Below are 25,183 nucleotides of genomic sequence, written 5' to 3'. Positions count from 1 at the left end.
TATGATTGTAACGTGTGGGGTTGCAAAATTCAATACGCTAGTCAAAATAGAAATATTTCTGCTATAGTCCCGGTTCCATGTCAAAAAACGCATCCTATTCCCGCTACTCAACAAGCTTCAAACTCGCAGTAAATCTTGGTATTGCTGATCAGGCTGATATATCGTCGCTTCCGACATCAACTCGCCATAACTTCCGAAATGCCGATTTCACCGATATCGTAGGCAAAAAATATGAAGGCCTCACAAATCGCCTGGAGGAAATTAAAGACATTCTTGATTCTCGAACAGCGACAGCAGTAGCGCATTCTATCGCCAGAGTTGCATTCTTTTTGAAGCGGCTTGGTAAGAATGCTCACCGGCTGAATAAGATAAAATCACCCCAAATTCGGGAATCTTTCATATATCTGGTAGAAAGAACAAAGCAATTTATTCCGGACAAGCAGATCCTCAAGTTCTTTGATATGACGCCAAGGCGTTTCAATCTCTGGAAAGCAAATCCAATAGGCTGCACCAGAGCACCCCGCTTTGAGTGTGTTGCATCATACCCGACTCAGCTGACTAATAATGAAATTGCTAAGTTGATCAAGGCATTCCGTGATCCGATTAAATCCGCATGGTCCGCATTCGCGATAGCCGCAACTCTGGTGCGGGAACGAATCGTCATATCCAGCATCCCTACTATCCTGAGCTATGCCCGTGATCTTGGGCTGCATAAGCGGAAAGTCAAAAATAAGAAGCAGAAACGCGGCAGCATAGAAGCGGAGGATGTGGATGAGGTGTGGCATATGGATGTGACCCAGATAAAGTCCACAGAAGGAATAGTTCATTACCTTCATCTTCTGATAGATAATTACTCGCGCAAAATTCTATCCTGGCATCTGGATACCAAACTCAGAGCGAGAAACTCCAGAGTCGTGACTAGGAAAGCGATTACCCAAATGGCAGATAAGAAAAAATCAGCCATGCTGATTACAGACGGCGGAAGTGAATTCGATAATATGATGATGAGAACTACATTGGCAGGAACAGGTTTGGAACTTATGATTGCCGGGAAGGATGTTGATTTTTCCAACTCCATGATCGAGGCGGTAAACAAATCCCTGAAGTACCGGCATATCTTTCCTCGGGGACTTCCGAAGGCAAATCGGCTCTGGGAATCTTTGAAACATTATATTGAGGAGTACAATTGTCGGCCCCATACAAAACTGAAGGGCCTGACTCCCAATGAGGTATATTCCGGATATGAACTGGATGAAGAGTTATACAAGCTTTTGATGTCGGATGCCCGAGAGAAACGCATGGAGATTAACCGGTCATCCTGTCCACCTTGCCAGCCTGTGCCACCGGTATATCCATTTGATGAGCCTGTGGTCGAAATCCAGGCATATAAGGGGACGGAAACGGATAAAACCTGTGAAGCAGGTACGTGCAGTAAGGTAAAATCCGGAGGAGATTGCAGATCATGTTCAAAGTGAGCAGGGTAGTTGGAAATTTACATAAATTTTATACTGCAGGTATGAAGATGGGTAATGTCCCAAAATTGGGACGAAGGGGCGGTTATCGTCGTGAATGTTGCCATGGTACAATTGCAGCATTACTCATATTCCGCACATGGCTGTCAGGAGTGGAAGATATATTAATAATTACCGAACGAATATTCTCTATGAATGCCATCATTATTGCAGTTATTCTGGTAGGTTTATTCATGTTTGGTTCAATTCGAGGTGTAGTGGTGCATGTAAGGAGAAAAAATGGAAGCAAGACAGTTAGGTGAAATATTACTCGTCCGTCCTCTCGAACAAAAAGATGCCCCGGAGATTCACAAAATAATCCAGGAAAACAGGTCACACCTCTCGCCATGGCTCGGTTGGGTATCGAAAAACAATACACTGGAAGATGCTCAAGATTTTGTATCATTTGCACAAAAGAAAACTGAAAATGGTTCGCCCACTTTAGGCATTTTTGTTGAGGAAATGTTTAAAGGAATTGCATCGTATCATCCTATAGACTTTAAAAATAGAACGGGCTCTCTCGGGTACTGGATAGATAAGCATTGTACCGGCATGGGATATACAACGACATCAATCAGGCATCTCATGCGTATCGGCTTTCAGGAATATAATCTCGCACGTCTTGAAATTAAATGTGCCACCAAAAATGTTGCAAGCCAGAAAGTTGCTGAAAAACTTGGTTTTACCTGTGAAGGAATATTACGGCAAGCAGAACGGATTAATGAATCTGTGCACGATTTGAAGCTGTACTCACTGTTACGATCCGAATGGGAGTATTCATGATTACGCCAATTTTTGTCCTCGACTCTCCACGTTCGGGAACGACGGTGATTGGAGAGTATATCGGCAGTGCCGATGCTGTTTTTAATACAACAGAGTACACCGGATTTTATTTCACTGAGCTTATTGCTCCCGAATTGCTAGCGACGATTCCATCACCGATAAAAGATCAATATATCGAATCATTGCGCTCTCACGCATATGAATTTATTTCTGATCAAACACGTAAAAGGAGCAGAAACATTTCCACTTTCCAAACACCCAATCACAAACCAAAAAGCGTCAATAAGAGCGTCATTTCCCTTTGACGCCAGAATAAAAAAAAGGACGAGCCAATTTGACTCGTCCTATTCTCTTACCCCGAAAGGGTTTAATGTTGCCCAGAAGAGGACTTGCCCTCCAGTCGTTCGCCGTCGTGGCTCACTTCTTCCGGGCGTCTCGTCGCCTAAATCCACATCCTGTGGATTTGCGCTCCCTCAGCGGTCACGCCGTCTCCTCGCTTCAAGTCCTCTATTCAGACACAAAAAATGGCATCCGATCAAAAAGATCGAATGCCATTTTTGTTGCCCAGAAGAGGACTTGGCCTTCCATTTCGCTCCCATCCGGGTCGCTCAACTCCAGGCCGTCTCCGCCTCCTAAAAAGCCATCCATGGCTTTTTGGGCTCGCAGCGCTCGCGCCGGAGGCTGCGCTTCAAGTCCTCCAATCCTTGGGACATAAAAAAAGAGATCCGACTCTATGAGCCGAATCTCTTTTTTTAGTGCCCAGAAGAGGACTTGAACCTCCACGGGGTTGCCCCCACTAGAACCTGAATCTAGCGCGTCTACCAATTCCGCCACCTGGGCAGGCGAAGATGAATATATAGATTCACTCTATATCTGTCAAGACTATCCAGGCTGTCTTTTGGTTTGCTGTTTTCTTCCTTCAGAGATGTGTTGGCGCGTGTGCGTCTTTTCGCCCGGACCTATTTGCACAGGCTGAGGTAGAGGCCCTAGCGGAATTCCGGAGCCCATAGCGGTCTTTCAATCACATCGGCAATTTTTCTGGCGTCATGGAGTAATCTGACCTGGTCTCCATGATTCATCAGGGTAAGCCGGTTTCCGTTGTTCTGTACTAAGTTCAGTTCATAGCTCATAAAACCGCCTGAGCGTCTTGAGAATACCTGCTTTGTAAGAACCTGGAGACCGGCAATTTCCTGGAAGCCGATGCGGTGTGAACCTTTCAGAACCTTCTGTTCCTGAGGCTGTATTCGCGTGCCCTCTTGGTAAAAAAACTGCAGGCCCAATGCAATCAAAATAAAAAGCCAATAACCGGGGTTTGTATTGTGCACTGCGTATTCTGCGATTTCGGTCGCGCCTACTATGATTCCGGCCAGAACTTTCTCGGCAATTTCGAAGCCCATGAGGTAGAGAGCCGGAATGGCGAACATCAACGCAAAGAATTTAAAAGGCAAACGATGAGCGAATTATTAATTCGCCGCCTCTACGGATGAGCCTTTGGGTTGCAAAATTTGCTCCTCCCTGTATGAGGGGCGATTGTGAGATACGGGAGCCGATTGGATGTCCAGAGGGATCATCAATCCGGATAGGGGTTGAGTAAGCTCTGTCTGCGGGGTTTTGTCTTCGATATATAATAAAAACTGATATAAGCGTGATCACCACTATCAGAGCGCTGAAAATTTGCCATTTCAGCGGAAGCATGGGCTAAGTAATCAACAGTGCAGGTCTCGGATTTACATGCCGGTTTTTCAGTCCGGGGGAATCCGGGGTTCAACTATGCGCTTATACAGAGGAGGAATGAGGGCTGCCAGGATCATGGTCGCGTAGCCGAAGGGGAGCTGGGGCGCATCTTTCCGGCTTTCCAGCATGGGGTACTGAACTCTGGGGCGGGCATGATGGTCAGAATGCCGCTGCAGGTTTATGAGGAAGGCGTTGGTAAGCCGATTGTCAGCATTCCATGATATACCGGGGTGGGGCCGTTCGTAGTTTCCGCTTTCCAGCTGTTTTCTCCGAAGACCGTAGTGTTCGATGTAATTTACAATTTCAAGCAGAATTATGGCTACCAGGGCCTGAAGGAGAAATATCAGCATTGCCTTGAAACCAATGAGCAGACCCACGGCAGCGGTAAAGACTGAAGGAATGAGAGCTGCACTCCATAGATAATTTCTCAGGGAGATGGGGGGAAGGCCTTTCCGCTTGAGTCTTTCCGATTCCAGAGCTGCTGTGCTTTTCCATCCGCCGAAAAATGACTTGGGAATGAAGCTGTAGATAGTTGATCCCAGAGGAGCGCTGGCGGGATCTTTGGGTGTTGCTACAAAAGCATGGTGTCCGCGTACATGCTCAACTTTCCAGTGCAGATACCACACGGTACTGAGTATTATCTCTCCAAGAAAATTTTCCGCCCTGGATTTCCTGTGAATCAGCTCGTGGGCGTAGGTAATGCCCACTGCGCCGTTTATTATGCCCAGCGAAAGAATGTGCCCGGTAAAAAACCAGACATTTCCTCCGGCAGTCTGCAGCATGATCAGAGCGGCAACCAGATTTCCCATCTGGAGGAACGGCCACAGCCATATGAGCACATCAAAGGCCCGCGGGATTCGTGGGGACGTGAAATTTACGCTGCTCTTGCCGAAAATCACGTCAAAAACGGGTATCAGCACAAATACAAAGACCGCCACACTCCATCCCCCGGGAAAAAGCCAATAGAGGGGGAGAAGGCTGTATCCGATGAAGAAGGGTACGGCATGCAACGCACGCAATCTGGGTTTTGTCTGTTCCGATTGATCCTGGTTCATTTCAGGCCCCCTGTCTTATGATTATACTACAACAGGATGTGGAATCGAACATTACTCATACAAGAGGTTATAAATAGAGCGGAAATTTTCTTAGGGGGACATCACTCAGGCATAAAAAGACCCGGGGGAATCTCGAAACCCCCGGGCTTGTATTTTTAACAGGTGCCGGTTTTACCAGAACACTGCACCTGATTTCACACTGATGTAAGGAACAGGCGGGAGGTTCCCGCCTGCCGTCTGCCGGGCATTATAGATAGTGCCCGAAGTCATTTGGCCTAGCTGATTTTAATCTGCCGGGGCTTGGCTTCTTCCGCCTTGGGAAGAGTGAGGGTAAGCAGGCCGTTGGTGAAATTGGCGCTGATCTGTTCCTGGTCCACGTCCCGGGGGAGACCGAAGCTGCGGCTGAAGTTCATTTCCCGGCGTTCTTTCAGCAGATAGGTTGCTTCGCTCTGTGTTGCCTTCTGCTCGTCTTCGGGTTCCTGCTTGCGGTTCTCAATTTTCAGCTTTCCGTCATCGATGGTGATATCGATATCAGCATCGCTCATGCCGGGCAGTTCAGCCTCCACAATGTAGCGGTCGTCTTCTTCCCGTACATCCACTGCGGGTTTTCTCATGCGCTGCTCAGGTGTTGCGTAAAATACGCTGTTGAACAGTTCATCCATCTGGTTGGCCAGCCCGCGTCCGTTTCTGTATCGTACTACTGTATTCATTTTCTACCTCCATGGTAATTTCTGTTCTTACACTCTCATATGCATTATTCGTGCCAACTATTCAGGATTTATGATGAAAATTTTGTAAAAAATTCTTGGGTTAATAAATGCTTGTGTATTAGAGAATTATACAATCATTGCTGTGCCGATACATTTTCAGGCGGCAGGAGCTGTGAGGGCGGAGCTGGATACTCCTAAGCCAAATGGTTTCAGGTTGAGCCCACTCATGGCCGCACGGGGAAGTTTGTGTATCAAAAAGACTCACATGGTCATAATGACCCGTTTTGCCCTGGGTCAAATTTACCTGGGCTGCTGTACAATGCCTTAGAGTAAAAAAAAACCGTCCGGAAATGATCCGGACGGCTTCGGGTGCTGGTAATTGTCCGCAGACGGTAGCGAATTGCTCAGCCTGCAGATTGTTTTCGGGTTTGTATTTTCAAAACCCCGGGGATTCAGTAGCGGTCGTGGCCGCCCCGCTTATCTTTGATCATGCGGGAGACTTTATGAAGACCGTCCTCGATTTGGGGGTTGAAGAAGAATCCGATTCCGATTCCTACGATTGTCCAGAAAATCATATTTCCTCCTCCTGCAGGGTGCCGTCAGGCATCCTTGATTTTTGATTTGCCGCTGCTCTTTTGATCCTCGGCTTTGATATCAACTTTCACACCTTCTTCCTCCTGAATTTCATCTCTGGGAGGGATGGTGACGGTGAGTATGGAGTTTTTCAAAGCTGCCTTGACTTTGTCCTGGTGATATTTGTCTGCCGGCACAAAATAGCGTTGATCCTTCACATTTTTCAGTTTCAGTCTGCGCTTAAAATACCGGACATCACCGTCGGGGTCGAAGTCGCTGGGAGCATCGGCGGAGAAGATAAGGTAATCTCCCTTGAATTCAAGGTTAATATCATCTTCCGAGAAGCCCGCAAGTGCGAACTGCAGGACCATGGTTTTGTCCTCAGTCATATACACATTCACCGGAGGGTAGGAGTAGCCGGGGTAAAAATCCCGGTGTTCCTGCCATCGGAAGGTTTGCTTGCCGAAATCGTTGAATTCATTGGTGAATGCCATGCGGAAGTCTTCGGCCGCACCGAAGATATCATCCAACAGCTCGCGAATGTCGAGAAAATCATGCTTTTTCATATGTCCTCCTGTAAGAGCCTTATGCGCTCTAACCTGTCCCCGTTCGGGCGACAGAATGGATTAACGGCTGAGCCTTGCTCCAACCGTTTACCGGATTCTACAGCTCCGGCTGACTGCTGTGGTTGCCAACCAGCACGCCCACTCAAACGGAGTATTAACTCCGCTTACGTGTAATCTATCAAATAAAACATGCGACGGGTAGTAAAATGTCACCCGAACCGTATATTCTGCTTGGTATGGGAAAAACGATTCTGTATATTGCCGAAATTGTAACCAAAACCGGTATCTACTGTGTGAAAAACCAGCTCAAGTCCCTGATCAAGGAGTTCCAGGCTGATTTTGTTATTGCCAACGGCGACGGGGCAACCGGCGGCTTCGGTCTTGGTAAGACTCATTCAATATATTTGCGGAAGCTGGGTATAGATGTGATCACCTCGGGAGACCAGATTTTTTTCAAGAAGGATATTCAGGAGCATCTGCCCAAGGCGTACCACTTGCTGCGACCCGCCAATTTTCCTCAGGGGAATCCGGGCAGAGGCTGGCGGACCTACACGGTGGGCGGTAAAAAGCCCGATGACAAGCCCGAGCGCAGCGAGAATATTGTAGTGATCAGCCTGCTGGGCCAGTCGGGGTTCAACCGGATTCATCCCAGTAATCCCTACACCTTCCTCCCCAATATTGTTGAGCGTGCCAAAAAGGATGCGGATATTGTAATCATGGATTTTCATTCCCCCATTACCGCAGAGAAGGCCACCATGAATTTGTATGCCGACGGGAAGCTTACTGCGGTTATCGGATCCGGCTCCCGCACACAGACTAATGACGCTCAGATTCTTCCCCGGGGAACTGCGGTGATATCAGACGCCGGACGAACCGGAAGCATTCAGAGTGTGGGAGGATTTGAGCCCGAAACGGAAATCCGGCAGAAGATGCTGGGCGTACCCGCCCGGAGCAACGAGCACTGGGACGGCCTGGAAATACAGGGTGTACTGCTGAAGGTGGGGGATGACGGTGCTGCGGAATCCATTGAGCCGTTCAGACGAAAGGTGGAAACCCCGGAAGGCAACAGGGACGACTGATCGGGACTATCCCGCCGCCGTCAGATCCGGAGTGAACTGATTTCCATCTCTGAATAACCGTAGATACGGCGGAAATGCTCCGCCACCTTCCCCATCTCCAGGTGAATATCCACCTGTGAAATATCCAACCGTGAAATATCCAACCGTGAAATATCCACCTGTGAAATATTCTCACGGGGAAAATCCTGAAAGGAAGTATCATCCCGGGAGCTGTCCGCCGGCCGAACCCTGCTTCGGAGAAGGGATTCAACCGAGCACACTTCTTTATCCCGGATGCCGCAGGGAATAATTTTTGCAAAGGCAGAGAGGTCGGGGCGCAGGTTCAGGGCAAACCCATGCATGCTGGTTTTTTCATGAATTGATATGCCCACTGCGGCGATTTTCGCATCTCCCACCCAGACCCCCGGATGGCGGGGATTCCGTCCGGAATGGATATCAAACTCCTGCTCAAGGTAATCCATGACCACCTGCTCCAGCTGTTCAACAAAGCGGCGAATGCTCCGGGCACGATCCCCAAGATTGCTGATAATGTAGAGGACGATTTGACCCGGCCCATGGTAGGTAATCTGGCCGCCCCGGTCGATTTCCACGATATCCGCCCCGGCCCGGGTGAGCGCTTCCCTGCCCAGCAGAAAATCTGATTCTTCCGCCCGTTTTCCCAGGGTGTACACCGGGAGATGCTCCAGGAGAAGCAGCTGATCGTTCAGTCTTCCTGCGGCAACCTGACTGTGAAGTTTTTTCTGCAGGGCATACCCTTCTTCATAGGTAACCGGGTCGGGAAAGATGGTTGTGCTGAGCTTGCGTGATGGTTCTCCGGAATACATGATGGATATATACTGAAAAAAACCGGATGCGTCTATTCATCCCCGCCGGTAAGCTTCCGGGCCCAGGACGAAATTTTTTCTGCCATATCTTCTATGGCAACCTGTTCGGTAATGAATCCGTTTTCATAAGCGACTCGGGGCATACCGTACACCACCGAGCTGGCATCGTCCTGCCCCAGGGTAATGCCCCCGGCCATGTAAATTTCCCCGATATTTCTGGCCCCGTCCCGGCCCATGCCGGTCATGATCACACCCATGGCACGGTTCCCGAAGTTTTTGGCAACCGATTCAAACAGCACATCCGCCGACGGACGGTGTCCGTTCATGGGCGGATCCTGATTAAGGCGGAGAATATTTGCCAGTTTCCGTTTTTCCACGGTGATATGAAAGTCCCCCGGTGCAATAAGCACCCGGCCCTTTTTAATGATGTCGCCGTCCGCCGCCTCCTTCACTTCCAGGGGGCAGATGCGGTCCAGACTCCGGGCAAATTCCAGGGTGAAGCCCGCAGGCATATGCTGGACGATGAGCACCGGCACCGGAAGATCAGAAGATATTTCTGAGAACACTTTTCTCAGTGCGTTGGGGCCGCCGGTGGATATCCCGATTGCGATAATTTCCAGCTGTCCGGGTGTGTCTTTCGGCGTGATATCTTTGGGGATGGCTGCGGGGCGGCGGATCTCTGCCGGAGCCTTCCGGTTCACCGGCATCTCCGCCGGCCGTTCTTTGAGCACATCCCGGCGTTTGGCCGGTTTCACCATGGGTTCGCCCCGGCGTTTTCGGTAGCGGTTTCCATAGGAGTGCACCAGTTCTATGAGATGGTCGGCGATATTGCGAACCTCGTCGGGAGCTGCGCCCTGGGGCTTCATGATGAAATCGACGGCTCCCGCGGCGAGGGCTTCCATGGTGATTTTTGCGCCCTTTTTTGCCACTGCAGAAAGGACGATCACCGGCAGGTCGATGCCCTGCTCCTGACAGGCCTGGAGAAATTCCACCCCGTTCATTTCCGGCATCTCCAAATCGAGAACGATCACCTCAGGTTTGAGGTTGGGGATTTTGGAGAGGGCGAATTTCCCGTTCATCGCCTTGCCTGCAAGACGCAGGCCGTCGGCACCTTCTATTATTCTGCCCACAAGGTTGCGCATCAGGGCTGAATCATCAACTACCAGAACAGATATAGCGTCAGAACTCACGGATACCTCTTTAGCTGTTCTTTGCATAAATACATGCCCAGTCTGTTTTCAGAAACTGGAACTGGGTGTCCATTCCGAAGAGAGACTCCGAATGTCCGATAAAAAGGAATGACTTGGTTGCCAGGCTTGCCCAGAAGCGGTCTATTACCGTTTTCTGTGCAACGGCATCAAAATAGATCAAAACATTTCTGCAGAATATTACATCGAGATTTCTCTGGCCGCTGTCATTCTGCAGGTTATGATAGTCAAATTTAATCAGCTTTTTCAATTCGTCTTTTACTGCGTATCCCCCCTCCCGTTGATCGAAATATTTTTTCAGATATTTCTCGGGCACTCCGCTGATCCGCTGGGTCGCATAAAATCCTTCTTTCCCGATCATCAGGGACTTCAGAGAGATGTCGGAAGCGGTAATGGTAATGGTGAAATCCGGTGGAAGGGTTTCTTTCAATACCATGGCCAGTGTGTAGGGCTCTTCCCCGGTGGAACACCCTGCACTCCAGACCTTCACTTCCTTGTTGCCCTGTTCCCGTTTCATTTTTATCAGTTCAGGAATGACATAGTATTCAAACGTTTCTATATGAGCCTGATTCCGGAAAAACCGGGTCAGGTTAGTGGTCACCGAATCAAGAAGGCCTTTAAGCTCCCCTTCATCCCGAATAATAATCTGATAATAGCCGTCCAGATCATCGGCTGAAGAATTCCTCACCCGTTCACGAAGCCGGCTTTCCAGAATGGAACGGTTGGAACTGGAGAATGTAATCCCGCTCTCATCGTAAATAAGCTTTTTAAACTTTTCAAATTGTGTATCTGTTAAATATCCTGCCATTGAACCTGCTTCTTTAGCGTGGTGGTTATAGTAAAGTCTATGACTTGGCCATAGCGGTGTCAAGGAAATTGATTCACATGGGCTTGCCGTATTTCATTGACAAGGCGAAGCCCGCCGGGAATAATGAAGTTCCATGAGGAAATATATTTTTGTCACTGGCGGCGTTTGCTCAAGCCTTGGAAAAGGCATAGCGGCCTCCAGTTTAGGAACCCTCCTGGAATCCCGGGGACTTGTTGTTCGGATGGTGAAGATCGATCCATATATCAATGTGGATGCGGGAACCATGAGCCCCTATCAGCACGGCGAAGTGTACGTCACCGACGACGGTGCGGAAACCGACCTGGATCTGGGGAATTACGCCCGTTTCACCAAATCTACGCTATCCCGGCATCACTCAATAACCACAGGTCAGGTTTATCAGGAAGTTATCCAGCGTGAACGGGAAGGCAGATATTTGGGCCGGACGGTTCAGGTCATCCCTCATATCACAGACAGAATCAAGCAGCGCATAGTTAACATCGGTGAGGAAGAAGGCGTTGATGCCACCATCATTGAGATCGGCGGCACCGTGGGGGATATAGAATCCATCCCGTTTCTTGAAGCTGCCCGTCAGATGGTTCACGAGCATGGTCGGGATAATGTGATCTCGGTACACGTTACTCTGGTTCCAGAGGTTGCCGGCGGCGAACAAAAGACCAAGCCCACCCAGCATGCGGTGAATAAAATGCGGGAAATCGGGCTTCAGCCGGATGTCCTGCTGTGCCGTTCTCCCAATGAAGTGGATGAGGATATGCGCAGGAAAATTGCCCTGTTCACCAATGTTCCGGTGAATGCCGTGATCTCAGCCCACGATGTGGCCAAAAGCATTTATGAAATTCCCCTGAACTATCAGAGCCAGGGACTGGACAGCATCGTCCTCCACCGTCTGGGTGTGGAAGCCGCAGAATCGGATATGTCCCGCTGGGAGGCCATCGTGGATGTCATCCGGTCGGCGAAAAAAACTGTCACCATCGGAATGGTTGGGAAGTATATTGAGCTTGCGGATGCATACAAGTCGGTGGACGAAGCCCTGATTCACGGCGGTATCGCCAACGGAGTTGACGTAAAAATCAGTAAAATTGACAGCGAGCATCTGGAAAAACTTGATGACCCCGAATCGGTGCTGGGTGAGCTGGACGGAATACTGGTGCCCGGAGGTTTTGGAAGCCGGGGTGTTGAAGGGATGATCCTGGCGGCCCGATATGCCCGGGAACATAAACTCCCGTATTTCGGAATTTGCCTGGGGATGCAGGTGCTGGTGGTGGAATATGCCCGGAATGTACTGGGACTGGAAGATGCCAACAGCACCGAGTTCGCTCCGGAAGCGGATAATCCGGTCATCAGTCTCCTGGAAGAACAGGTGGATGTGAAGAACTACGGCGGAACCATGCGTCTGGGACTGAGCAGTTCACGGCTGCTCCCGGGGAGCAGAATTCGGGAGATTTACGGAGAAGAGATAATCAAGGAACGACACCGCCACCGCTATGAGGTGAACAATAAATTCAGATCCGCCCTGGCGGAGGGAGGCCTGAATTTCGGCGGCACCACACCCCAGGGAGAACTGGTGGAATCCAGTGAGTGGGTCGGGCATCCCTGGGGCATCGGGGTGCAGTATCATCCGGAATTTCTTTCCAGTCCCCTGGACGCCCATCCCCTGTTTGCAAGTTTCATTGAAGCAAGTGCCGGCCGGAAGAAATGAGGTCCTTTTTTCCTCCGGCCCTTCCCATCTATGTTGTATTATCAGCCGCCATGGTTGCTCTTCTCGGCTCCTGCAGTTTTGACTATGATCAGATGGCCATGAGTGAAGAGGAGAAACAGCAGATCCCGGATGTTTCCCTGAGTAATATTGTGGAGCGGGTATATGAAGACGGAAATCTGCTTCTTGAGCTTCAGTCGGATATTCTGCGAACCTTTGAGGAACGTGAACTCCAGGAAATTGAAGGATTGAGTTTCACTCAATACAATGAAGATGCATCCGTTTCCCTCCAGGGCAGGGCGGGATTCGCTTCCAGAGATCTGGACAGTGAGGATATTCTGCTGAGAGATGGTGTGGAAATCTATATTACCGACAGCGAATCGAGAGTTCTGGGGGATCAGTTTTTATACAGCCCGGAACAGGATCTGATCTGGAGCCCGGATGATGAATGGGTAGAACTGATTCGTGACGACGGCTCACAATTCAGGGGAAGAGGTTTTGTGGTGGATCTTCTGCTGCAGGAGCTCCGGTTTGACGGAGGCGGCACCGGGCGCATCATCACCGGTTCCGGTGATGAAAATAATCGTAATGAAACAAGCGATGATGAGCCCGTCGGAGAAGAGGAACGGCAATGAGAGATAGAACAGCGTACGCCCTTACAGCCCTTATTGCCGTTTTGGCAGCCGGCCCTCTTTTCTCAGAACCGCTGGAAGCCACCGCCGGTTTTATACGCTCGGTGTTTGCCGAAGGCAGCGAGCGCACCGTCCTCGAAAATGATGCAAAGGTTGAAGGGGAGACAATCCGCATAGAGGGTGAAAGTATCAGTCTCAGCGGAGAAGAAAACCGATATATTGAAGCACGGGGTGCAGTGAAGCTCCTGGACAAGGATTCGGGCACGGAGATTTCTGCAAATGTGCTGAATTATGATACGGAAACCGAAGCTCTGGTTCTCGAAGGCAGCGCCGAATTCAATGATCCCGGTGAGGATATTCTTGTTCGTAGCACCTACATGGAACGGGAAGGGGCGCTTGCGGTTTTCCAGCTGGATGTGCAAATTGTCCGGGAAGATATGCTGGCACAGGCGGAGTATGTACGGTACTTTGAAGACAGCGGCAGGCTGGAACTCAGCGGATTTCCTGTGGTGTATTACCAGGGAGACGAGTATTCAGCTGCGGTGATTACGATTTTTACCGAATCAAATGAGATTATTCTTGAGGGTGAAGTCCGGGGACAGATCAGTGATCCGGAACAGGACTCCGAAGGGGAGGATTCTTCCGGAAGTCCTGATGCATCCGGAGAGAGCGGATCTGCCGCAGAGAACGGGTCTGCGGGAGAGAACGCAACTTCCGGCGGCGCAGCCCTAGAAGAAACCGGTGAGAGCGGGGACGAATGAGTACACTGCAGGTATCAAATCTACAGAAAAAATACGGAAAGAAGCAGGTTCTCAGGGGAATTGATTTTTCCATGCATAAGGGAGAGGTTGTGGGGCTGCTCGGGCCGAATGGTGCGGGGAAAACCACCTGTTTCTACAGCATAGTGGGGTTTATCAAACCTAACGGCGGCGATATTCTTCTGAATGATCATGTGATCACCAATTTGCCCATGTACCGCAGGGCCCGCCTGGGAATTTCCTATCTTCCCCAGGAAGCTTCCGTATTCCGGAAGCTCAGCGTGGAGGATAATATCTGGGCTATCATCGAGAACAGAAACACCCTCAGTACCACAGAAAAAAGGGATCTTCTGGAATCCCTTCTGGGTGATCTTGGTCTGCAGGAAAAGCGGAAGCAGCCTGCCTACACTCTCTCAGGGGGGGAGCGGCGGCGCACGGAAATTGCCCGGAGTCTGGCCATTGATCCCCATTTTCTGCTGCTGGACGAGCCATTCGCAGGAATTGATCCTATTGCCGTTCATGAGATCAAGAATATCATCCGCATTCTTGTGGATAAAAATATCGGAATTCTCATTACCGACCATAATGTGAGAGACACCCTGGAGATTACCCGCCGTTCATATATTATCAAGGATGGCCAGATTGTGGCTGAAGGCGACAAGGCTGAATTGCTGAAAAACCGACTGGCACGGGAAGTGTATCTTGGGGAGTCTTTTGAAGCCTGATGCGATCCCGCTGCGTTGACAAATGGATGTGCCTAACACACAATTAATCTATAACCCCTGGAGGATGAGGTGCAGTATCAGAGACCGGCACTAGTACAGACACAAAAACTCAAGCTGAGTCCGCAGATGCTGCAGTCCATTCAGATTATGGCTCTTCCCCTTCAGGATCTCAAAGCCCGGATTGACCAGGAACTGGACGAAAATCCTGCTCTGGAAGTGCTCGAAGACCGGGAAACCATCTCCCTGGATTCCATGCCGGAGAAAAACAGCGAAGTTGAAAGCTATTTTGAAAACAGCTCAGACCCCGGGTTTTCTTCAAGCTACGATCAGGCTGCGGCTGACTCTAAACAGAGTTTTATGGAAAACGCCCTATCCAAACCCGAGAGCCTTCGGGAGCATCTGATATGGCAGCTTCGCCTCCAGCCTATTCCCGAGGAATTTTTTCAGATCGGCGAGCTGCTTATCAGGAATCTGGATGAAAACGGTTTCCATCTGGAAGATCCTGAACTGCTGGTATCGCAGGATCAGCATCCGGCAATGAAGGAAATGATCTCTATTATCCAGCGATTCGATCCTCCAGGGTGCTGCAGCGCAGACTATATTGAAAGTCTGAAAATCCAGGCCTCACTGGTGGTTGATGTCCCTGAAGCCATCTATCCTCTGATTGAAAAACATCTGCAGGCCCTGGACCGGGGGAAATACCGGGATATTGCCCGTGCTGAAAAAATCCCGGAAGAAGAGGTGCTGCACTGCCTGGAAATCCTGAAGAGCCTCACTCCCTTTCCCGGAAGGGAATATTCCAGTGCCGAGCCGACCTATGTAATCCCGGATGTGGCAGTTACCAGGGAGAATGGTGAGTTCAGGATCATGGTGAATGAGGAGGAAATTCCGGTTCTGGGATTGAACTCATTCTTTGACCAGGTTTTCCAGGAGTCGGGAAACAACGATCAGCCCGGCCACGCAGAGGCAAAGAGTTTTGTCACATCCAAGATTCGGGATGCCAGATGGTTCATCAACAGCATTCAACAGAGGCATGACACCCTGAAAAAAGTTGCTCTTGCCATTGTGGAATATCAGCGTGATTTTTTTATTCATGGACCCAAGAGCATAGTTCCCCTTACATTAAAGAATGTGGCTGAAGATATCGGAGTTCATGAGGCCACGGTGAGCCGCCTCACCCGGGGAAAATATATGCAGACCGACTTCGGCATATTTGAACTGAAGTATTTTTTCACCAACGCGGTGACCGGAACCCGGAAAGGCGGCGGAAGCTACGGCAAGGAAGCGGTGAAGGCGATCATGAAGGAAATTCTGGAAGCCGAAGCGGACCGCCATTTGTCGGATCAGAAGATTTCAGACTTGTTGGAAAAACGCGGTATTAAAATCGCACGGCGTACGGTGGCGAAATACCGGAAGGAATTGGATATTTCGTCCTCGTACAATCGCTAATTTTTTTGGAGGTAGTGTATGCGTGTAGACATCAAAGGTGTTCATTATCAGATTACCGATGTTACCCGGAATTTTCTTGAGTCCAAGCTTGAGAAAATCAATTATGCCGAAGATTATATTGTGGATCTGATGTTCACCCTGGCCAAGGACCATGATGCCTGGATAGCCGAGGTGAATGTAAATTTCCGTTGGGGGGTTACGGCCCATTTGAAGGAAGACACCTTTAACCTGCACGAATCAATAGAGAAGCTTGTGGACCGTCTTGATCAGAAAATCCGAAAGGAAAAGGAGAAGGTTCAGGATAAGCACCGGTAACAGATGGGAGTTTACACTCCGCTGAACCGGATCTTGGCGTAGAATATGAAAGCATTTACCGTTTTAGATCTGCTCAATATGGATTTAAAGGAGCAGGATGCCCTGAGCCTCCGCTGCATAGCGGGGCGCCAGGGTCTTACCCGGGAAATCAAGATTCCTGATCTCAATCGTCCCGGTCTCGCACTGAGCGGATTTTTCGACAACTTCGCATTTGAGCGTATTCAGCTGTTCGGCAGGGGTGAACACGCCTATCTTGATATGATCCACACAAATCCGGACAGCCGACACCTGATGGATAATGTACGCACCCTGTTTGATTCGGATATCCCCTGTGCAGTTCTCACCCATGACCTGGATCCCACAGATGAGATGATTGCCATGGCCAAGGAGACAGGGACGCCCATACTCCAGACGGATTTAAGCACCTCGGAATTCAGTGCAAGACTCCTGCGGGCGTTAAGCAATGTTTTTGCGAAGATGATTACCACCCATGGTGTACTCATGGAGGTGTTCGGAATCGGAATTTTCATAACCGGAGATTCCGGAGTGGGAAAAAGCGAAACAGCGTTGGAGCTTATTCACCGGGGGCACCGGATAGTTGCGGATGATTCGGTTGAAATAAAAAATGTTGCGGGAAATATTCTGGTGGGCGCAGGTGCCAACCGGGCTCTGGGCCATCATATGGAAATCCGCGGGCTGGGGATTATAAATATCAGCCATCTTTTTGGAGTGGGAGCGATCCGTGAAACCAAGCAGATTCAGCTGATTATCGAACTCGAGCACTGGGATGCGGAAAAGGAATACGACCGTATCGGAGCCGAGGAGAAGAAAAAGGAAATTCTGGGTATTAAGGTTCCCTATCATGTTGTTCCGGTGAAGCCCGGAAGAAATATCCCCATAATTATCGAGACTGCAGCCATGAATGAACGCCTGAAAAAAATGGGATACTACTCGGCGAAAGAGTTTAATCAGAGCGTTATGAAGTGGCTGGAGAGTGAAAATGCGAGGAAGCTGTATATGCATAAAAAAGAGATGCTTGATCAGCTGAAAGATCCTAATTACGACGTGGATGAACGCCGCTGAAGTTGTTTCCGGATAAAAATACCTTTCCCTCCGCATTAAATAAGGGTAGAATAGCGCCATGACCGAAAAAGTTATTGTGGTAAAGAACAGGGCGGGAATTCATGCCCGTCCAGCAGCCATGATTGTACAGACAGCCGGCCGTTACGATTCACGAATTTTCTTCAAGAAAGACCATGAGGAAATCAATGCAAAATCAATAATGGGGGTAATAACCCTTGGTGCGGCGTATAATACTGAAATTACCATCAGTGCAGATGGTGAGGATGAAGAAGATGCTGTTAATGCCATCGCACGGCTCTTCGAGACCAGGTTTGAAGAAGAATAGACGGGGATGTACTTCACAACAGCAGCGCCGCCTTGGAAGATTCTTCCGGGCGGCGTTTTTTTTCTCCGTTCTTGCAGTCATGCTTCTGTGGATTTCCTGCAGCCCGGATCCCCGGCAGGATCGGGAGGATGCGGTAGAGGATAAAAAGCAGGATGCCCTGGAGGTTCGTGTCCGCCCCGCCTCCGACGGGCTGGGAGGAATAGAACTGCTGATGCGTTGGAATTCCATGGGGGATAAAGTCCTTTCCGGCGATACGGGGCTCAACTACCGGCAGCAGATGGTGTACAGGGTGGTTCTGAGAAATGAAGCTCTGTTTACCGGTCGATTGCAGTATCGGAAAACGCTCATTGCCGGATATGATCCGTACACATCGTTGTACTATATTGAAGAAGCGGCAAAGCCCAGCCAAAAGCAGGCCCGCAGCATTGATGAGTTGAAGCGGATGCTGGAAGAACCGGTGATTCTGCATATTCCTGCAGCGGAACTGAATGAGCTGCGTGGCGGTACAATTCAGGCCAGGGTTCGTGCCTATCTGCCCCACCTGGGGCCGGGTTCAGTATTTGCCAGATGGTTGAATATGTTTTTTCGCAGCCGATATGAAACACGGGGGGAGACCCACTTCTTTCTCTGATCTTTCCACGGCGAGGAGTCGAAGGATATGAACAGATCCGCCGGCAGCGGTTTGAGCAGTCTTATCAGTCTTGTGTTTTTCTATTTCTTTCTCATTATTCTGCTGGTGCTGTTCGCCGGACAGGTTCTGAACAGTGAGAATCAGGATAATGAGCTGTATCTGGTGATACTCTGGTTTGCGGCGTTGATTGTCCCGGTAGTGCTTCTATTCAGTATCTTCTCCAACCTGCTGCGTTTGCTCAGGGAGCGGCGGGATAATGCACCCGGTTCGGTACTGAAAACCCGGTTGATTATCTACTTTCTCATTATGGTGATTCTTTCTGCCGGACCCCAGGCGGCATTGAGTCTCAGCTTTATCAGAGTAATAGGCGATACCTGGTTTAACGATGAGATCGGTGAGGCTCTGGAGAACAGTCTGGATATTACCGTGAATATTCAGCAAACTCTGAGCAGCGAGCTTGAAGAGTTTGCCTTTTCATCCCTCTTTGAAAATCTCAGTGAACGCGCCGGAGAGAATCCCGCCCGCTACTTTGTGCAGCTGAGCCAGATCAGGCCTTCGCTGGATGCCCTGCAGATTTTTGATTCAGAGGGTGAAATGCTCTATTTCAACGGTGATGAAGAAGCAGCTATTGAATACTCATCCTCGTTTCTCCAGGATGAAGGTCTGGTGATCCGTGATGTCCGCAGGGACCGGAGTTTCATACGAATTCTCCGGAATATATCCAGTCCGGAACGTGATTTGAGTATCATCCTCATCGAGGAGCTTCCCCGGGGCTTCGGGGAAAAAACTCTGAAAATTGTTTCGGCCCTGGAATTGTTCAGTCAGTATCGGGAAATCAAGGATCTGCTGTTCACCGGCATCATCATTTTCTACGGAGTATTTTCCCTGCCTCTGGTTTTCCTGGCAATTCTGGCGGGATTCTATCTCAGCGATGTCCTCATCAGACCCATTGTGAATCTGGAGCAGGCCACCAGAAGGGTGGCGGAAGGAGATTTCAGTTTCAGAATTCTGGGTCGGTCCCGGGAAGAGCTGGGGCATCTTGTGGAGTCTTTTAACGGGATGATAGCCGAGCTTGAGCGTTCCCGTACTCAGCTGGTGCAGAGCGAACGGGTTTCCGCCTGGAAGGATATTGCCCAGCGACTTGCTCATGAGATCAAGAATCCTCTCACTCCCATCAAGCTGTCCGCAGAACGGCTGAAGCGCAAATACGAGAGGGAGGGTGCGGATTTTCCCCGGGTGCTGGAGAATTCGGTTGCCACCATCACCCGGGAAGTGGATCACCTGGCAGGGCTGCTTACCGAATTCAGGGACTTCGCCCGGCTTCCTTATCCCCAGCCCCGGGAGGTGAGCCTGAAGCAGCTGATACAGGATGTGCTGGATGTGCACCGGATACCCCACGTGGATGTTATTCTGGAACATATTCAGGATGATACCATGGTGTTTGTGGACCCCGCCCAGTTTCGGCAGGTGCTTGGAAACCTGGTGAAAAATGCGGTGGAGGCTATCGGTCAAAATCCCGGCGAATTACGCTTTGAGAGTCAGATTCTCAGCAGTTCCGGGAAGCGGTTTCAGCGCATACAGATTAAGGATGACGGGGAGGGAATGGATGAGGAAACTTCATCCCAGATTTTCAATCCCTATTTCACCAGTAAGGCCGGCGGAACAGGTCTCGGGCTTGCCATTGTGCAGCGTATCATTCAAGATCATGGCGGAGAGATTCGGGTGGAAAGCGAACCGGGCATGGGCGCCCGTTTTTACATCGATCTCCCCATACTGGAGCAGTAATGAATACCGTACTTGTAATTGACGACGAACAGGGAATCCGTGAGATTCTTGAAGATATACTCAGCGACGAGGATTATCGGGTATTTACTGCCGAGGACGGATACAAGGGGCTGGAAATACTGAAGATCGAGCCTGTGGATCTGGTATTTCTTGATATCTGGCTGCCGGGCATCGGCGGCATTGAAGTTCTTCAAAAAATCCGTGATGAGTTTCCCGGCGTCGAAGTGGTTGTGATCAGCGGTCACGCAAATATTGAGATGGCCGTAAAGGCCATAAAACTGGGCGCATACGATATGCTGGAAAAGCCGCTGAGTATGGACAGGATTCTTCTGTTATGCCGGAATATTTTCGAACTTGAGGATCTGCGGAGGGAGAACCGCGCTCTGAAAGCCCAGCTTGGAGCGGACCAGGAAATGGTGGGCTCCAGCGAGGGAATCGATAAAATCCGTTCGGTAATCGTTCAGGCGGCGGCAAGCAATGCCACGGTGTTGATCACCGGGGAAAACGGTACCGGAAAGGAACTGGTTGCCCGGGAAATTCATGGCAAGTCCGCCAGAAAAAACCAGCCCTTTATTCCGGTGAACTGCGCGGCCATTCCGGATAATCTCATCGAGAGCGAGCTTTTCGGCCATGAAAAAGGTGCGTTCACCGGTGCTTCCGGCAGAAAAAAGGGAAAGTTCGAATTGGCCTCCGGAGGGACCCTGTTCCTGGATGAGATCGCCGATCTCTCCCTTTCCGCCCAGGCCAAAATACTCAGGGCCATCCAGGAAATGCGCATTGAACGGCTCGGCAGCGAAGAAAGCATCTCCGTTGATGTGCGGCTCCTGGCAGCCACCAACCGGAATATGCAGAAGATGATACAGGACGGTGAATTCCGGGAAGACCTGTATTACCGGCTTCATGTTGTCCCCATCAATGTTCCACCGTTGAGGGAGCGGGGAGAAGATATCAGGATCCTGGGGGAGTATTTTCTCGGCCGCTATGGAGGAGATAAGCGGAGTTTTTCAGAGGAAGCCATGACCCGCCTGAAGGAGTACCCCTGGCCGGGAAATATCCGCCAGTACAAGAATGTAATTCAGCGGATCTCGGTACTTTCCGATGAATCTGTGATCAGCCAGGAGTCCGTGGACTTTGCCCTGAAGGGGGAAATGAGCAGGGGCGCCGGCCAGATCTCCAATGAACTGGAAGAATACGGCGAGATGGGGCTGATGGAAGCAAAAGATGCGTTTGAGAGGAAACTGATCCTTCAAAAACTTGAAGAGACTGGGTATAATATAACCAAAGCTGCGCAGCGTTTAGGTATTTACCCCAGTAATCTTCACAATAAAATTCGAAAGTACGGAATAGAAACGAAGCGATGAAAGGTCTAACTGCCAGACAGACTGAAGTTCTCAACTTTATAAAATCCTTCATCAGGGAGCATAAATTCCCTCCCACGGTGAGGGAGGTGTCGGAGAACTTTCACATGTCTGTCCGGGGTGCCTATGACCATATTAAAGCCCTGGAAAAAAAGCATGTCCTCCGCTGCAACAATATGCGTAGCAGAGCCATCGAAGTGCTTGATCATCCGGAGCAGCAGTACGCATCCGCTGCAGTCGCCGGGAACGAAAAAGAAGAAGGTCTTCAGCACCGAATTCCAATCCTGGGCTCGGTGGCTGCCGGAAAACCCATCCACGCGGAGGAAAACTGGGACGGCCATGTAAGTGTTCCTTCGGATTTTCTCCGGAACGGCCGGCATTTCGCCCTTCAGATACGGGGGGACAGCATGACCGGCGCGGGCATCATGGAAGGGGATCTGGCCATTGTAAAAGAGCAGAGTACTGCGGAAAACGGGGAAATTATCGTGGCCATGCTTGAAGATTCGGTTACCCTGAAACGTTTTTACCGGGAGGCCAACAGGGTGAAACTCCAATCTGAAAACAGCAAGTATCCGCCCATGTATACCCGGGATATTCGAATTCTGGGCAAGCTGGAACATATCATCAGAACCTATTAGAGATCCGCCCCCCGAAGGGGCCCTTTCCGGAGAGTGAATTAATGCATCCCTGTTACATGTACTATGGACCCGAACACGGCAAACGCCAGGGACTGGTCAATAACCTGAAATCTGCCCTGGTGAAGAATTACGGAGACGCTCTGGATGTGCATAAATACTATGCCGGAGAAGATACCCCGGAGCAGATTATTTCTGATCTGGATAATGGAGCCCTCTTTGCCAGTCATACCCTTGCACTGATCCATAATGCCGAAAGTCTCAGCAGAAAGTCGGATATTCAGCATTTCGAGAAATTCCTCAAGAGTCAAAATCCCGATGTGACCCTGGTCTTTGTATCCGAGCAAAGCAGGCTGGATTCAAAGCTGGTGAAACTGGCGGCGGCCGAAGCCCGGGAAATATGCTGGGAGCTGTTCGACAATCAGAAAGAGGGCTGGGTAATCCAGTATCTGCGAAAGCAGAATGCCGGCATTGAAGATGATGCCCTGGAGCTCTTCCTCTCCCTTGTGGGCACCAACACCCAGGAAATGCAGCAGGAGCTGGACAAAATTCTCCTCCTCTTTGATTCAGGAGAGAAACCGGTAATCAGCGCTGATGTGGTGGAATCGTACATTTTTCATGCCAAGGAAGAGTCGGTGTACACACTGTTCGATGCCTACGCCGCCAGGGATTTCTCCCGGGCTCTGGAGATCCTGTCAAAACTCAGGGGAGCCAAGTCCCATGAGGAAACCTCAATCCTTATCCGTTTCAGTTATCTGGTCAGAAATCTCGCCGGTTTGCAGGCAATCAGCAGTGAGAGGAGACTTGAACCCGCTGATTTTACCGGGAGACGGATTTTAGGAAAGCGGAATCAGAATCTGTACAGAAACCTCCTCTCCCGCCTGGACGAGGCCACAGTTCTCTCCCATATCAGATCCTGCAATGAATTTGAGATGGCTCTTCGGGAACAAAAAAGCAACCTGCACCATCATTTAATTCAGTTATGGCTCTATAGTCTGTTCCATCCGGTAAAGAACTTCTTCCGGTCTCCCCGGGCAAAGGGCATGTTCGGCGTTGATCATCAGCGTTTCCCCTGATCCGGAGACGCTGCATCCTCCCGGGTATCTGCAAAATACTCCATGAAAGCTTCGGCGACGGCCTCCGGGATCCCGGTCCGCCGGGAAATCTCCGCACTTCCCGCCCGGTAAGCATCTTCATAGGTTGTGAATTCAACTATCAGCTGACTGCTCCGTTTGGGACCGAATCCCGGAATCTTTTTGGCATCCAGTTCCAGATCCCGGTTGCGCTGTTTCTGATTCAGGCTGGTGCCGAATCGGTGGGATTCATCCCGCACCGCCTGGAGAACCCGAAGTCCGGGGGTCCCCTGTGGAAGCACCACTCCCTGAGAATGTCCGGGGATAAAAATCTCTTCCTCACGCTTGGCTATGCTCAGTATCGGCTGGCCTCTGAGTCCCAGCGATTCAAGAATTTCGCAGGCTGCATTCAGCTGGCCTTTTCCTCCATCGATGAGTATTAAATCGGGCATTGGTTTCCCTTCATTTTGCAGCCTGCTGTAGCGCCGGGCCATGGCTTCCCGCATTGACTCATAGTCGTCGATCTTGCCTTTCAGGCTTTTGATATTGAAGTAGCGGTACTCTTTTTTATCAGGAACGCCGTTTTTGAAGCTCACCATTGCGGCAACGGTGTATTTACCCTGGAGCTGGGCAATGTCAAAACCTTCTATGCGCCGGGGAAGCCCCGGAAGCCGGAACAGTTTTTTCAGTTCTGCTATGCCCTCTTCGTCCCCGATTTCACGGGCCCGCTTAAAGCTGTCCTGCCGGGCGTTTTCTTCGGCCATATTCAGAAGGCTGGCATCCCTGGTGTTTTCGGGACTGAGAATCTCCACCCGGGAATCCCGCTCTTCAATAAAAAAGCGTTCAAGTGCGGCCGTATCGAAGTTTATGCGGCTGATGAACAGTTTTCCCGGGGGGGATCTCATCTCTTCGTAATACCGCATGACAAACTGTTCAAGATTATTGGCCTCATCGCCGGCGGCGGCGTTGAAATTTCTGTTCCGGAAGATGTCTGTGCCCACAAGTCTTCCGTTTCGCATCTGAAACACCACAAAGGAAAGCAGCCCTTCATGTTCGTGGAAGGCAAGGTAGTCCCTGCTTTCGGGGTCAAAATCGCTTACCATCTGACCGCTTCCCACGGATTCCAGAGCCTGAAGATTATCCCGGTACTCGGCCGCCTGTTCAAATTTCAGCCGGGAAGACGCTTCCAGCATTTTCTTTTCCAGTTCGCCCCGGATTTTCTCCGGCGGTTCGCTCAGGAGGTTTTTCACCTTTTCCACCCGTTTGTTGTAATCCTTCCGGGAAATTAATCCTGCACAGGGACCGGGGCACTTATTAATATGATAGTAAAGGCAGGGATGCTCACGCTTCTTCAGTACCCCCCTGCATTTTCTCAGGGGATAAAGGTTGTCCACCAGATTCAGGTAGGTATCGATAGCCTTCACATCAGCATATGGACCGAAGTAGTCCGAGCCGTCCCTGATGATCCGCCGGGTTCTGAAAATTCTGGGGTATTTGTGGGCGGTGATTCTGATAACCGGATAGGTTTTGCCATCCTTCAGATTGATATTGTATCTGGGGTTATGTTCTTTAATCAGGTTATTTTCAAGAATCAGAGCTTCATATTCATTTTCGGTGACAATAAAGTCGATATTCCTGATTTTTCCCACCAACGCGGCGGTTTTTACATCTTTGCCCGATGCAAAATAGGAGCGCACCCGATTTCTCAGCTTTTTTGCTTTTCCCACGTAGATAATCGCCCCCTGATCATCTTTCATGAGATATACTCCGGGACTCAGAGGAAAATCTGAAATACTGTCCTTCAGTTCATCTATATTCAATTTATCTG

Annotated in this window: 28 protein-coding genes and 1 tRNA gene; 18 read left to right on the top strand and 11 right to left on the bottom strand. The window is 50.1% G+C overall.

Going from position 1 to position 25,183, the window contains the following annotated elements:
• The first annotated feature begins 77 nt into the window (after positions 1-77).
• Genes L21SP2_RS15585 through L21SP2_RS15575 form a run of 4 tightly spaced genes read left to right on the top strand, consistent with a single transcriptional unit; the run spans position 78 to position 2,599 of the window.
• Entirely contained in the window at positions 78-1,475 is a 1,398-nt protein-coding gene (locus L21SP2_RS15585; RefSeq protein WP_024269543.1) for a DDE-type integrase/transposase/recombinase, read from the top strand.
• Positions 1,463-1,774 (top strand): hypothetical protein, encoded by a 312-nt coding sequence (locus tag L21SP2_RS18480; RefSeq protein WP_144083035.1) that lies wholly within the window; start codon positions 1,463-1,465, stop codon positions 1,772-1,774. The genes L21SP2_RS15585 and L21SP2_RS18480 overlap by 13 nt, the downstream gene beginning before the upstream one ends.
• On the top strand, positions 1,752-2,294 hold the full coding sequence (locus L21SP2_RS15580; RefSeq protein WP_041401736.1) for a GNAT family N-acetyltransferase: 543 nt from the start codon (positions 1,752-1,754) through the stop codon (positions 2,292-2,294). The genes L21SP2_RS18480 and L21SP2_RS15580 overlap by 23 nt, the downstream gene beginning before the upstream one ends.
• A complete protein-coding gene (locus L21SP2_RS15575) occupies positions 2,291-2,599 on the top strand; it encodes a hypothetical protein (RefSeq protein ID WP_041401734.1) in 309 nt (102 codons plus the stop codon). Before L21SP2_RS15580 ends, L21SP2_RS15575 begins: the two co-directional genes overlap by 4 nt.
• A gap of 202 nt (positions 2,600-2,801) precedes the next feature.
• Here L21SP2_RS15575 and L21SP2_RS18185 read toward each other — a convergent pair whose 3' ends face one another.
• From L21SP2_RS18185 to L21SP2_RS15545, 7 genes are all read right to left on the bottom strand, one after another.
• A complete protein-coding gene (locus L21SP2_RS18185; protein ID WP_081719664.1) occupies positions 2,802-3,077 on the bottom strand; it encodes a hypothetical protein in 276 nt (91 codons plus the stop codon).
• A tRNA-Leu gene (locus tag L21SP2_RS15565) sits at positions 3,051-3,134 on the bottom strand. The genes L21SP2_RS18185 and L21SP2_RS15565 overlap by 27 nt, the downstream gene beginning before the upstream one ends.
• A 146-nt stretch (positions 3,135-3,280) precedes the next feature.
• On the bottom strand, positions 3,281-3,742 hold the full coding sequence (locus L21SP2_RS15560; protein WP_041401732.1) for a hypothetical protein: 462 nt from the start codon (positions 3,740-3,742) through the stop codon (positions 3,281-3,283).
• Positions 3,743-4,036: 294 nt separating this feature from the next.
• Positions 4,037-5,083 (bottom strand): alkane 1-monooxygenase, encoded by a 1,047-nt coding sequence (locus L21SP2_RS15555; protein ID WP_024269539.1) that lies wholly within the window; start codon positions 5,081-5,083, stop codon positions 4,037-4,039.
• Positions 5,084-5,358: 275 nt separating this feature from the next.
• Entirely contained in the window at positions 5,359-5,793 is a 435-nt protein-coding gene (locus L21SP2_RS15550) for an Hsp20/alpha crystallin family protein (RefSeq protein ID WP_024269538.1), read from the bottom strand.
• 452 nt (positions 5,794-6,245) lie between these two features.
• On the bottom strand, positions 6,246-6,368 hold the full coding sequence (locus L21SP2_RS19110) for a hypothetical protein (RefSeq protein WP_024269537.1): 123 nt from the start codon (positions 6,366-6,368) through the stop codon (positions 6,246-6,248).
• 24 nt (positions 6,369-6,392) lie between these two features.
• Complete coding sequence (locus L21SP2_RS15545) at positions 6,393-6,932, bottom strand: Hsp20/alpha crystallin family protein (protein WP_024269536.1); 540 nt, start codon at positions 6,930-6,932, stop codon at positions 6,393-6,395.
• 236 nt (positions 6,933-7,168) lie between these two features.
• Between L21SP2_RS15545 and L21SP2_RS15540 the strand changes: the two genes are divergently transcribed.
• Positions 7,169-8,011 carry a TIGR00282 family metallophosphoesterase gene (locus L21SP2_RS15540; RefSeq protein WP_041403315.1) on the top strand — a complete coding sequence of 281 codons (843 nt, stop codon included), beginning with the start codon at positions 7,169-7,171 and terminating at the stop codon, positions 8,009-8,011.
• 20 nt (positions 8,012-8,031) lie between these two features.
• Here L21SP2_RS15540 and lipB read toward each other — a convergent pair whose 3' ends face one another.
• From lipB to L21SP2_RS15525, 3 genes are read right to left on the bottom strand one after another with little or no spacing between them, the layout of a single operon-like run.
• Positions 8,032-8,835 carry a lipoyl(octanoyl) transferase LipB gene (gene lipB, locus L21SP2_RS15535; protein ID WP_024269534.1) on the bottom strand — a complete coding sequence of 268 codons (804 nt, stop codon included), beginning with the start codon at positions 8,833-8,835 and terminating at the stop codon, positions 8,032-8,034.
• Between the two features lie 32 nt (positions 8,836-8,867).
• Entirely contained in the window at positions 8,868-10,025 is a 1,158-nt protein-coding gene (locus tag L21SP2_RS15530; RefSeq protein WP_024269533.1) for a protein-glutamate methylesterase/protein-glutamine glutaminase, read from the bottom strand.
• 10 nt (positions 10,026-10,035) lie between these two features.
• Complete coding sequence (locus L21SP2_RS15525) at positions 10,036-10,851, bottom strand: CheR family methyltransferase (protein ID WP_024269532.1); 816 nt, start codon at positions 10,849-10,851, stop codon at positions 10,036-10,038.
• Positions 10,852-10,984: 133 nt separating this feature from the next.
• Here L21SP2_RS15525 and L21SP2_RS15520 point away from each other — a divergent pair, with 133 nt between their 5' ends.
• From L21SP2_RS15520 to holA, 13 genes are all read left to right on the top strand, one after another.
• A complete protein-coding gene (locus L21SP2_RS15520) occupies positions 10,985-12,589 on the top strand; it encodes a CTP synthase (RefSeq protein WP_024269531.1) in 1,605 nt (534 codons plus the stop codon).
• Positions 12,586-13,221 (top strand): LPS export ABC transporter periplasmic protein LptC, encoded by a 636-nt coding sequence (gene lptC / locus L21SP2_RS15515; protein WP_024269530.1) that lies wholly within the window; start codon positions 12,586-12,588, stop codon positions 13,219-13,221. Before L21SP2_RS15520 ends, lptC begins: the two co-directional genes overlap by 4 nt.
• Positions 13,218-13,979: an LptA/OstA family protein gene (locus L21SP2_RS15510; protein WP_024269529.1), complete on the top strand. Its 762-nt coding sequence runs from the start codon at positions 13,218-13,220 to the stop codon at positions 13,977-13,979. Before lptC ends, L21SP2_RS15510 begins: the two co-directional genes overlap by 4 nt.
• The gene (lptB, locus tag L21SP2_RS15505; protein WP_024269528.1) at positions 13,976-14,701 is read left to right on the top strand and encodes an LPS export ABC transporter ATP-binding protein; all 726 of its coding nucleotides are present in this window, start codon (positions 13,976-13,978) and stop codon (positions 14,699-14,701) included. The genes L21SP2_RS15510 and lptB overlap by 4 nt, the downstream gene beginning before the upstream one ends.
• Positions 14,702-14,770: 69 nt before the next feature.
• Positions 14,771-16,150, top strand: coding sequence for an RNA polymerase factor sigma-54 (gene rpoN, locus L21SP2_RS15500; RefSeq protein ID WP_041401730.1), 1,380 nt, complete (start codon positions 14,771-14,773; stop codon positions 16,148-16,150).
• 18 nt (positions 16,151-16,168) lie between these two features.
• Entirely contained in the window at positions 16,169-16,465 is a 297-nt protein-coding gene (gene hpf / locus L21SP2_RS15495) for a ribosome hibernation-promoting factor, HPF/YfiA family (RefSeq protein WP_024269526.1), read from the top strand.
• 45 nt (positions 16,466-16,510) lie between these two features.
• Positions 16,511-17,548: an HPr(Ser) kinase/phosphatase gene (gene hprK, locus L21SP2_RS15490; protein ID WP_024269525.1), complete on the top strand. Its 1,038-nt coding sequence runs from the start codon at positions 16,511-16,513 to the stop codon at positions 17,546-17,548.
• A gap of 58 nt (positions 17,549-17,606) precedes the next feature.
• Positions 17,607-17,873 carry an HPr family phosphocarrier protein gene (locus tag L21SP2_RS15485; protein ID WP_024269524.1) on the top strand — a complete coding sequence of 89 codons (267 nt, stop codon included), beginning with the start codon at positions 17,607-17,609 and terminating at the stop codon, positions 17,871-17,873.
• A complete protein-coding gene (locus tag L21SP2_RS15480; protein ID WP_144083034.1) occupies positions 17,860-18,504 on the top strand; it encodes a hypothetical protein in 645 nt (214 codons plus the stop codon). Before L21SP2_RS15485 ends, L21SP2_RS15480 begins: the two co-directional genes overlap by 14 nt.
• Before the next feature lie 27 nt (positions 18,505-18,531).
• Positions 18,532-20,289 carry a sensor histidine kinase gene (locus tag L21SP2_RS15475; RefSeq protein WP_024269522.1) on the top strand — a complete coding sequence of 586 codons (1,758 nt, stop codon included), beginning with the start codon at positions 18,532-18,534 and terminating at the stop codon, positions 20,287-20,289.
• Positions 20,289-21,650: a sigma-54-dependent transcriptional regulator gene (locus L21SP2_RS15470; protein WP_024269521.1), complete on the top strand. Its 1,362-nt coding sequence runs from the start codon at positions 20,289-20,291 to the stop codon at positions 21,648-21,650. Before L21SP2_RS15475 ends, L21SP2_RS15470 begins: the two co-directional genes overlap by 1 nt.
• Entirely contained in the window at positions 21,647-22,285 is a 639-nt protein-coding gene (lexA, locus tag L21SP2_RS15465; RefSeq protein WP_024269520.1) for a transcriptional repressor LexA, read from the top strand. The genes L21SP2_RS15470 and lexA overlap by 4 nt, the downstream gene beginning before the upstream one ends.
• 41 nt (positions 22,286-22,326) lie before the next feature.
• Positions 22,327-23,358, top strand: a complete 1,032-nt coding sequence (gene holA, locus L21SP2_RS15460) for a DNA polymerase III subunit delta (protein ID WP_024269519.1) — start codon at positions 22,327-22,329, stop codon at positions 23,356-23,358.
• Here holA and uvrC read toward each other — a convergent pair.
• On the bottom strand, positions 23,343-25,175 hold the full coding sequence (gene uvrC / locus L21SP2_RS15455) for an excinuclease ABC subunit UvrC (protein WP_024269518.1): 1,833 nt from the start codon (positions 25,173-25,175) through the stop codon (positions 23,343-23,345). The two genes, holA and uvrC, sit on opposite strands and share 16 nt — an antisense overlap.
• Positions 25,176-25,183: the final 8 nt, after the last annotated feature.

The organism is Salinispira pacifica (genome assembly GCF_000507245.1).
GTDB classification, from domain to species: domain Bacteria; phylum Spirochaetota; class Spirochaetia; order DSM-27196; family Salinispiraceae; genus Salinispira; species Salinispira pacifica.
Note: the sequence above shows the minus strand (reverse complement) of the source record. Positions and strands in the feature narration are given on the sequence as shown.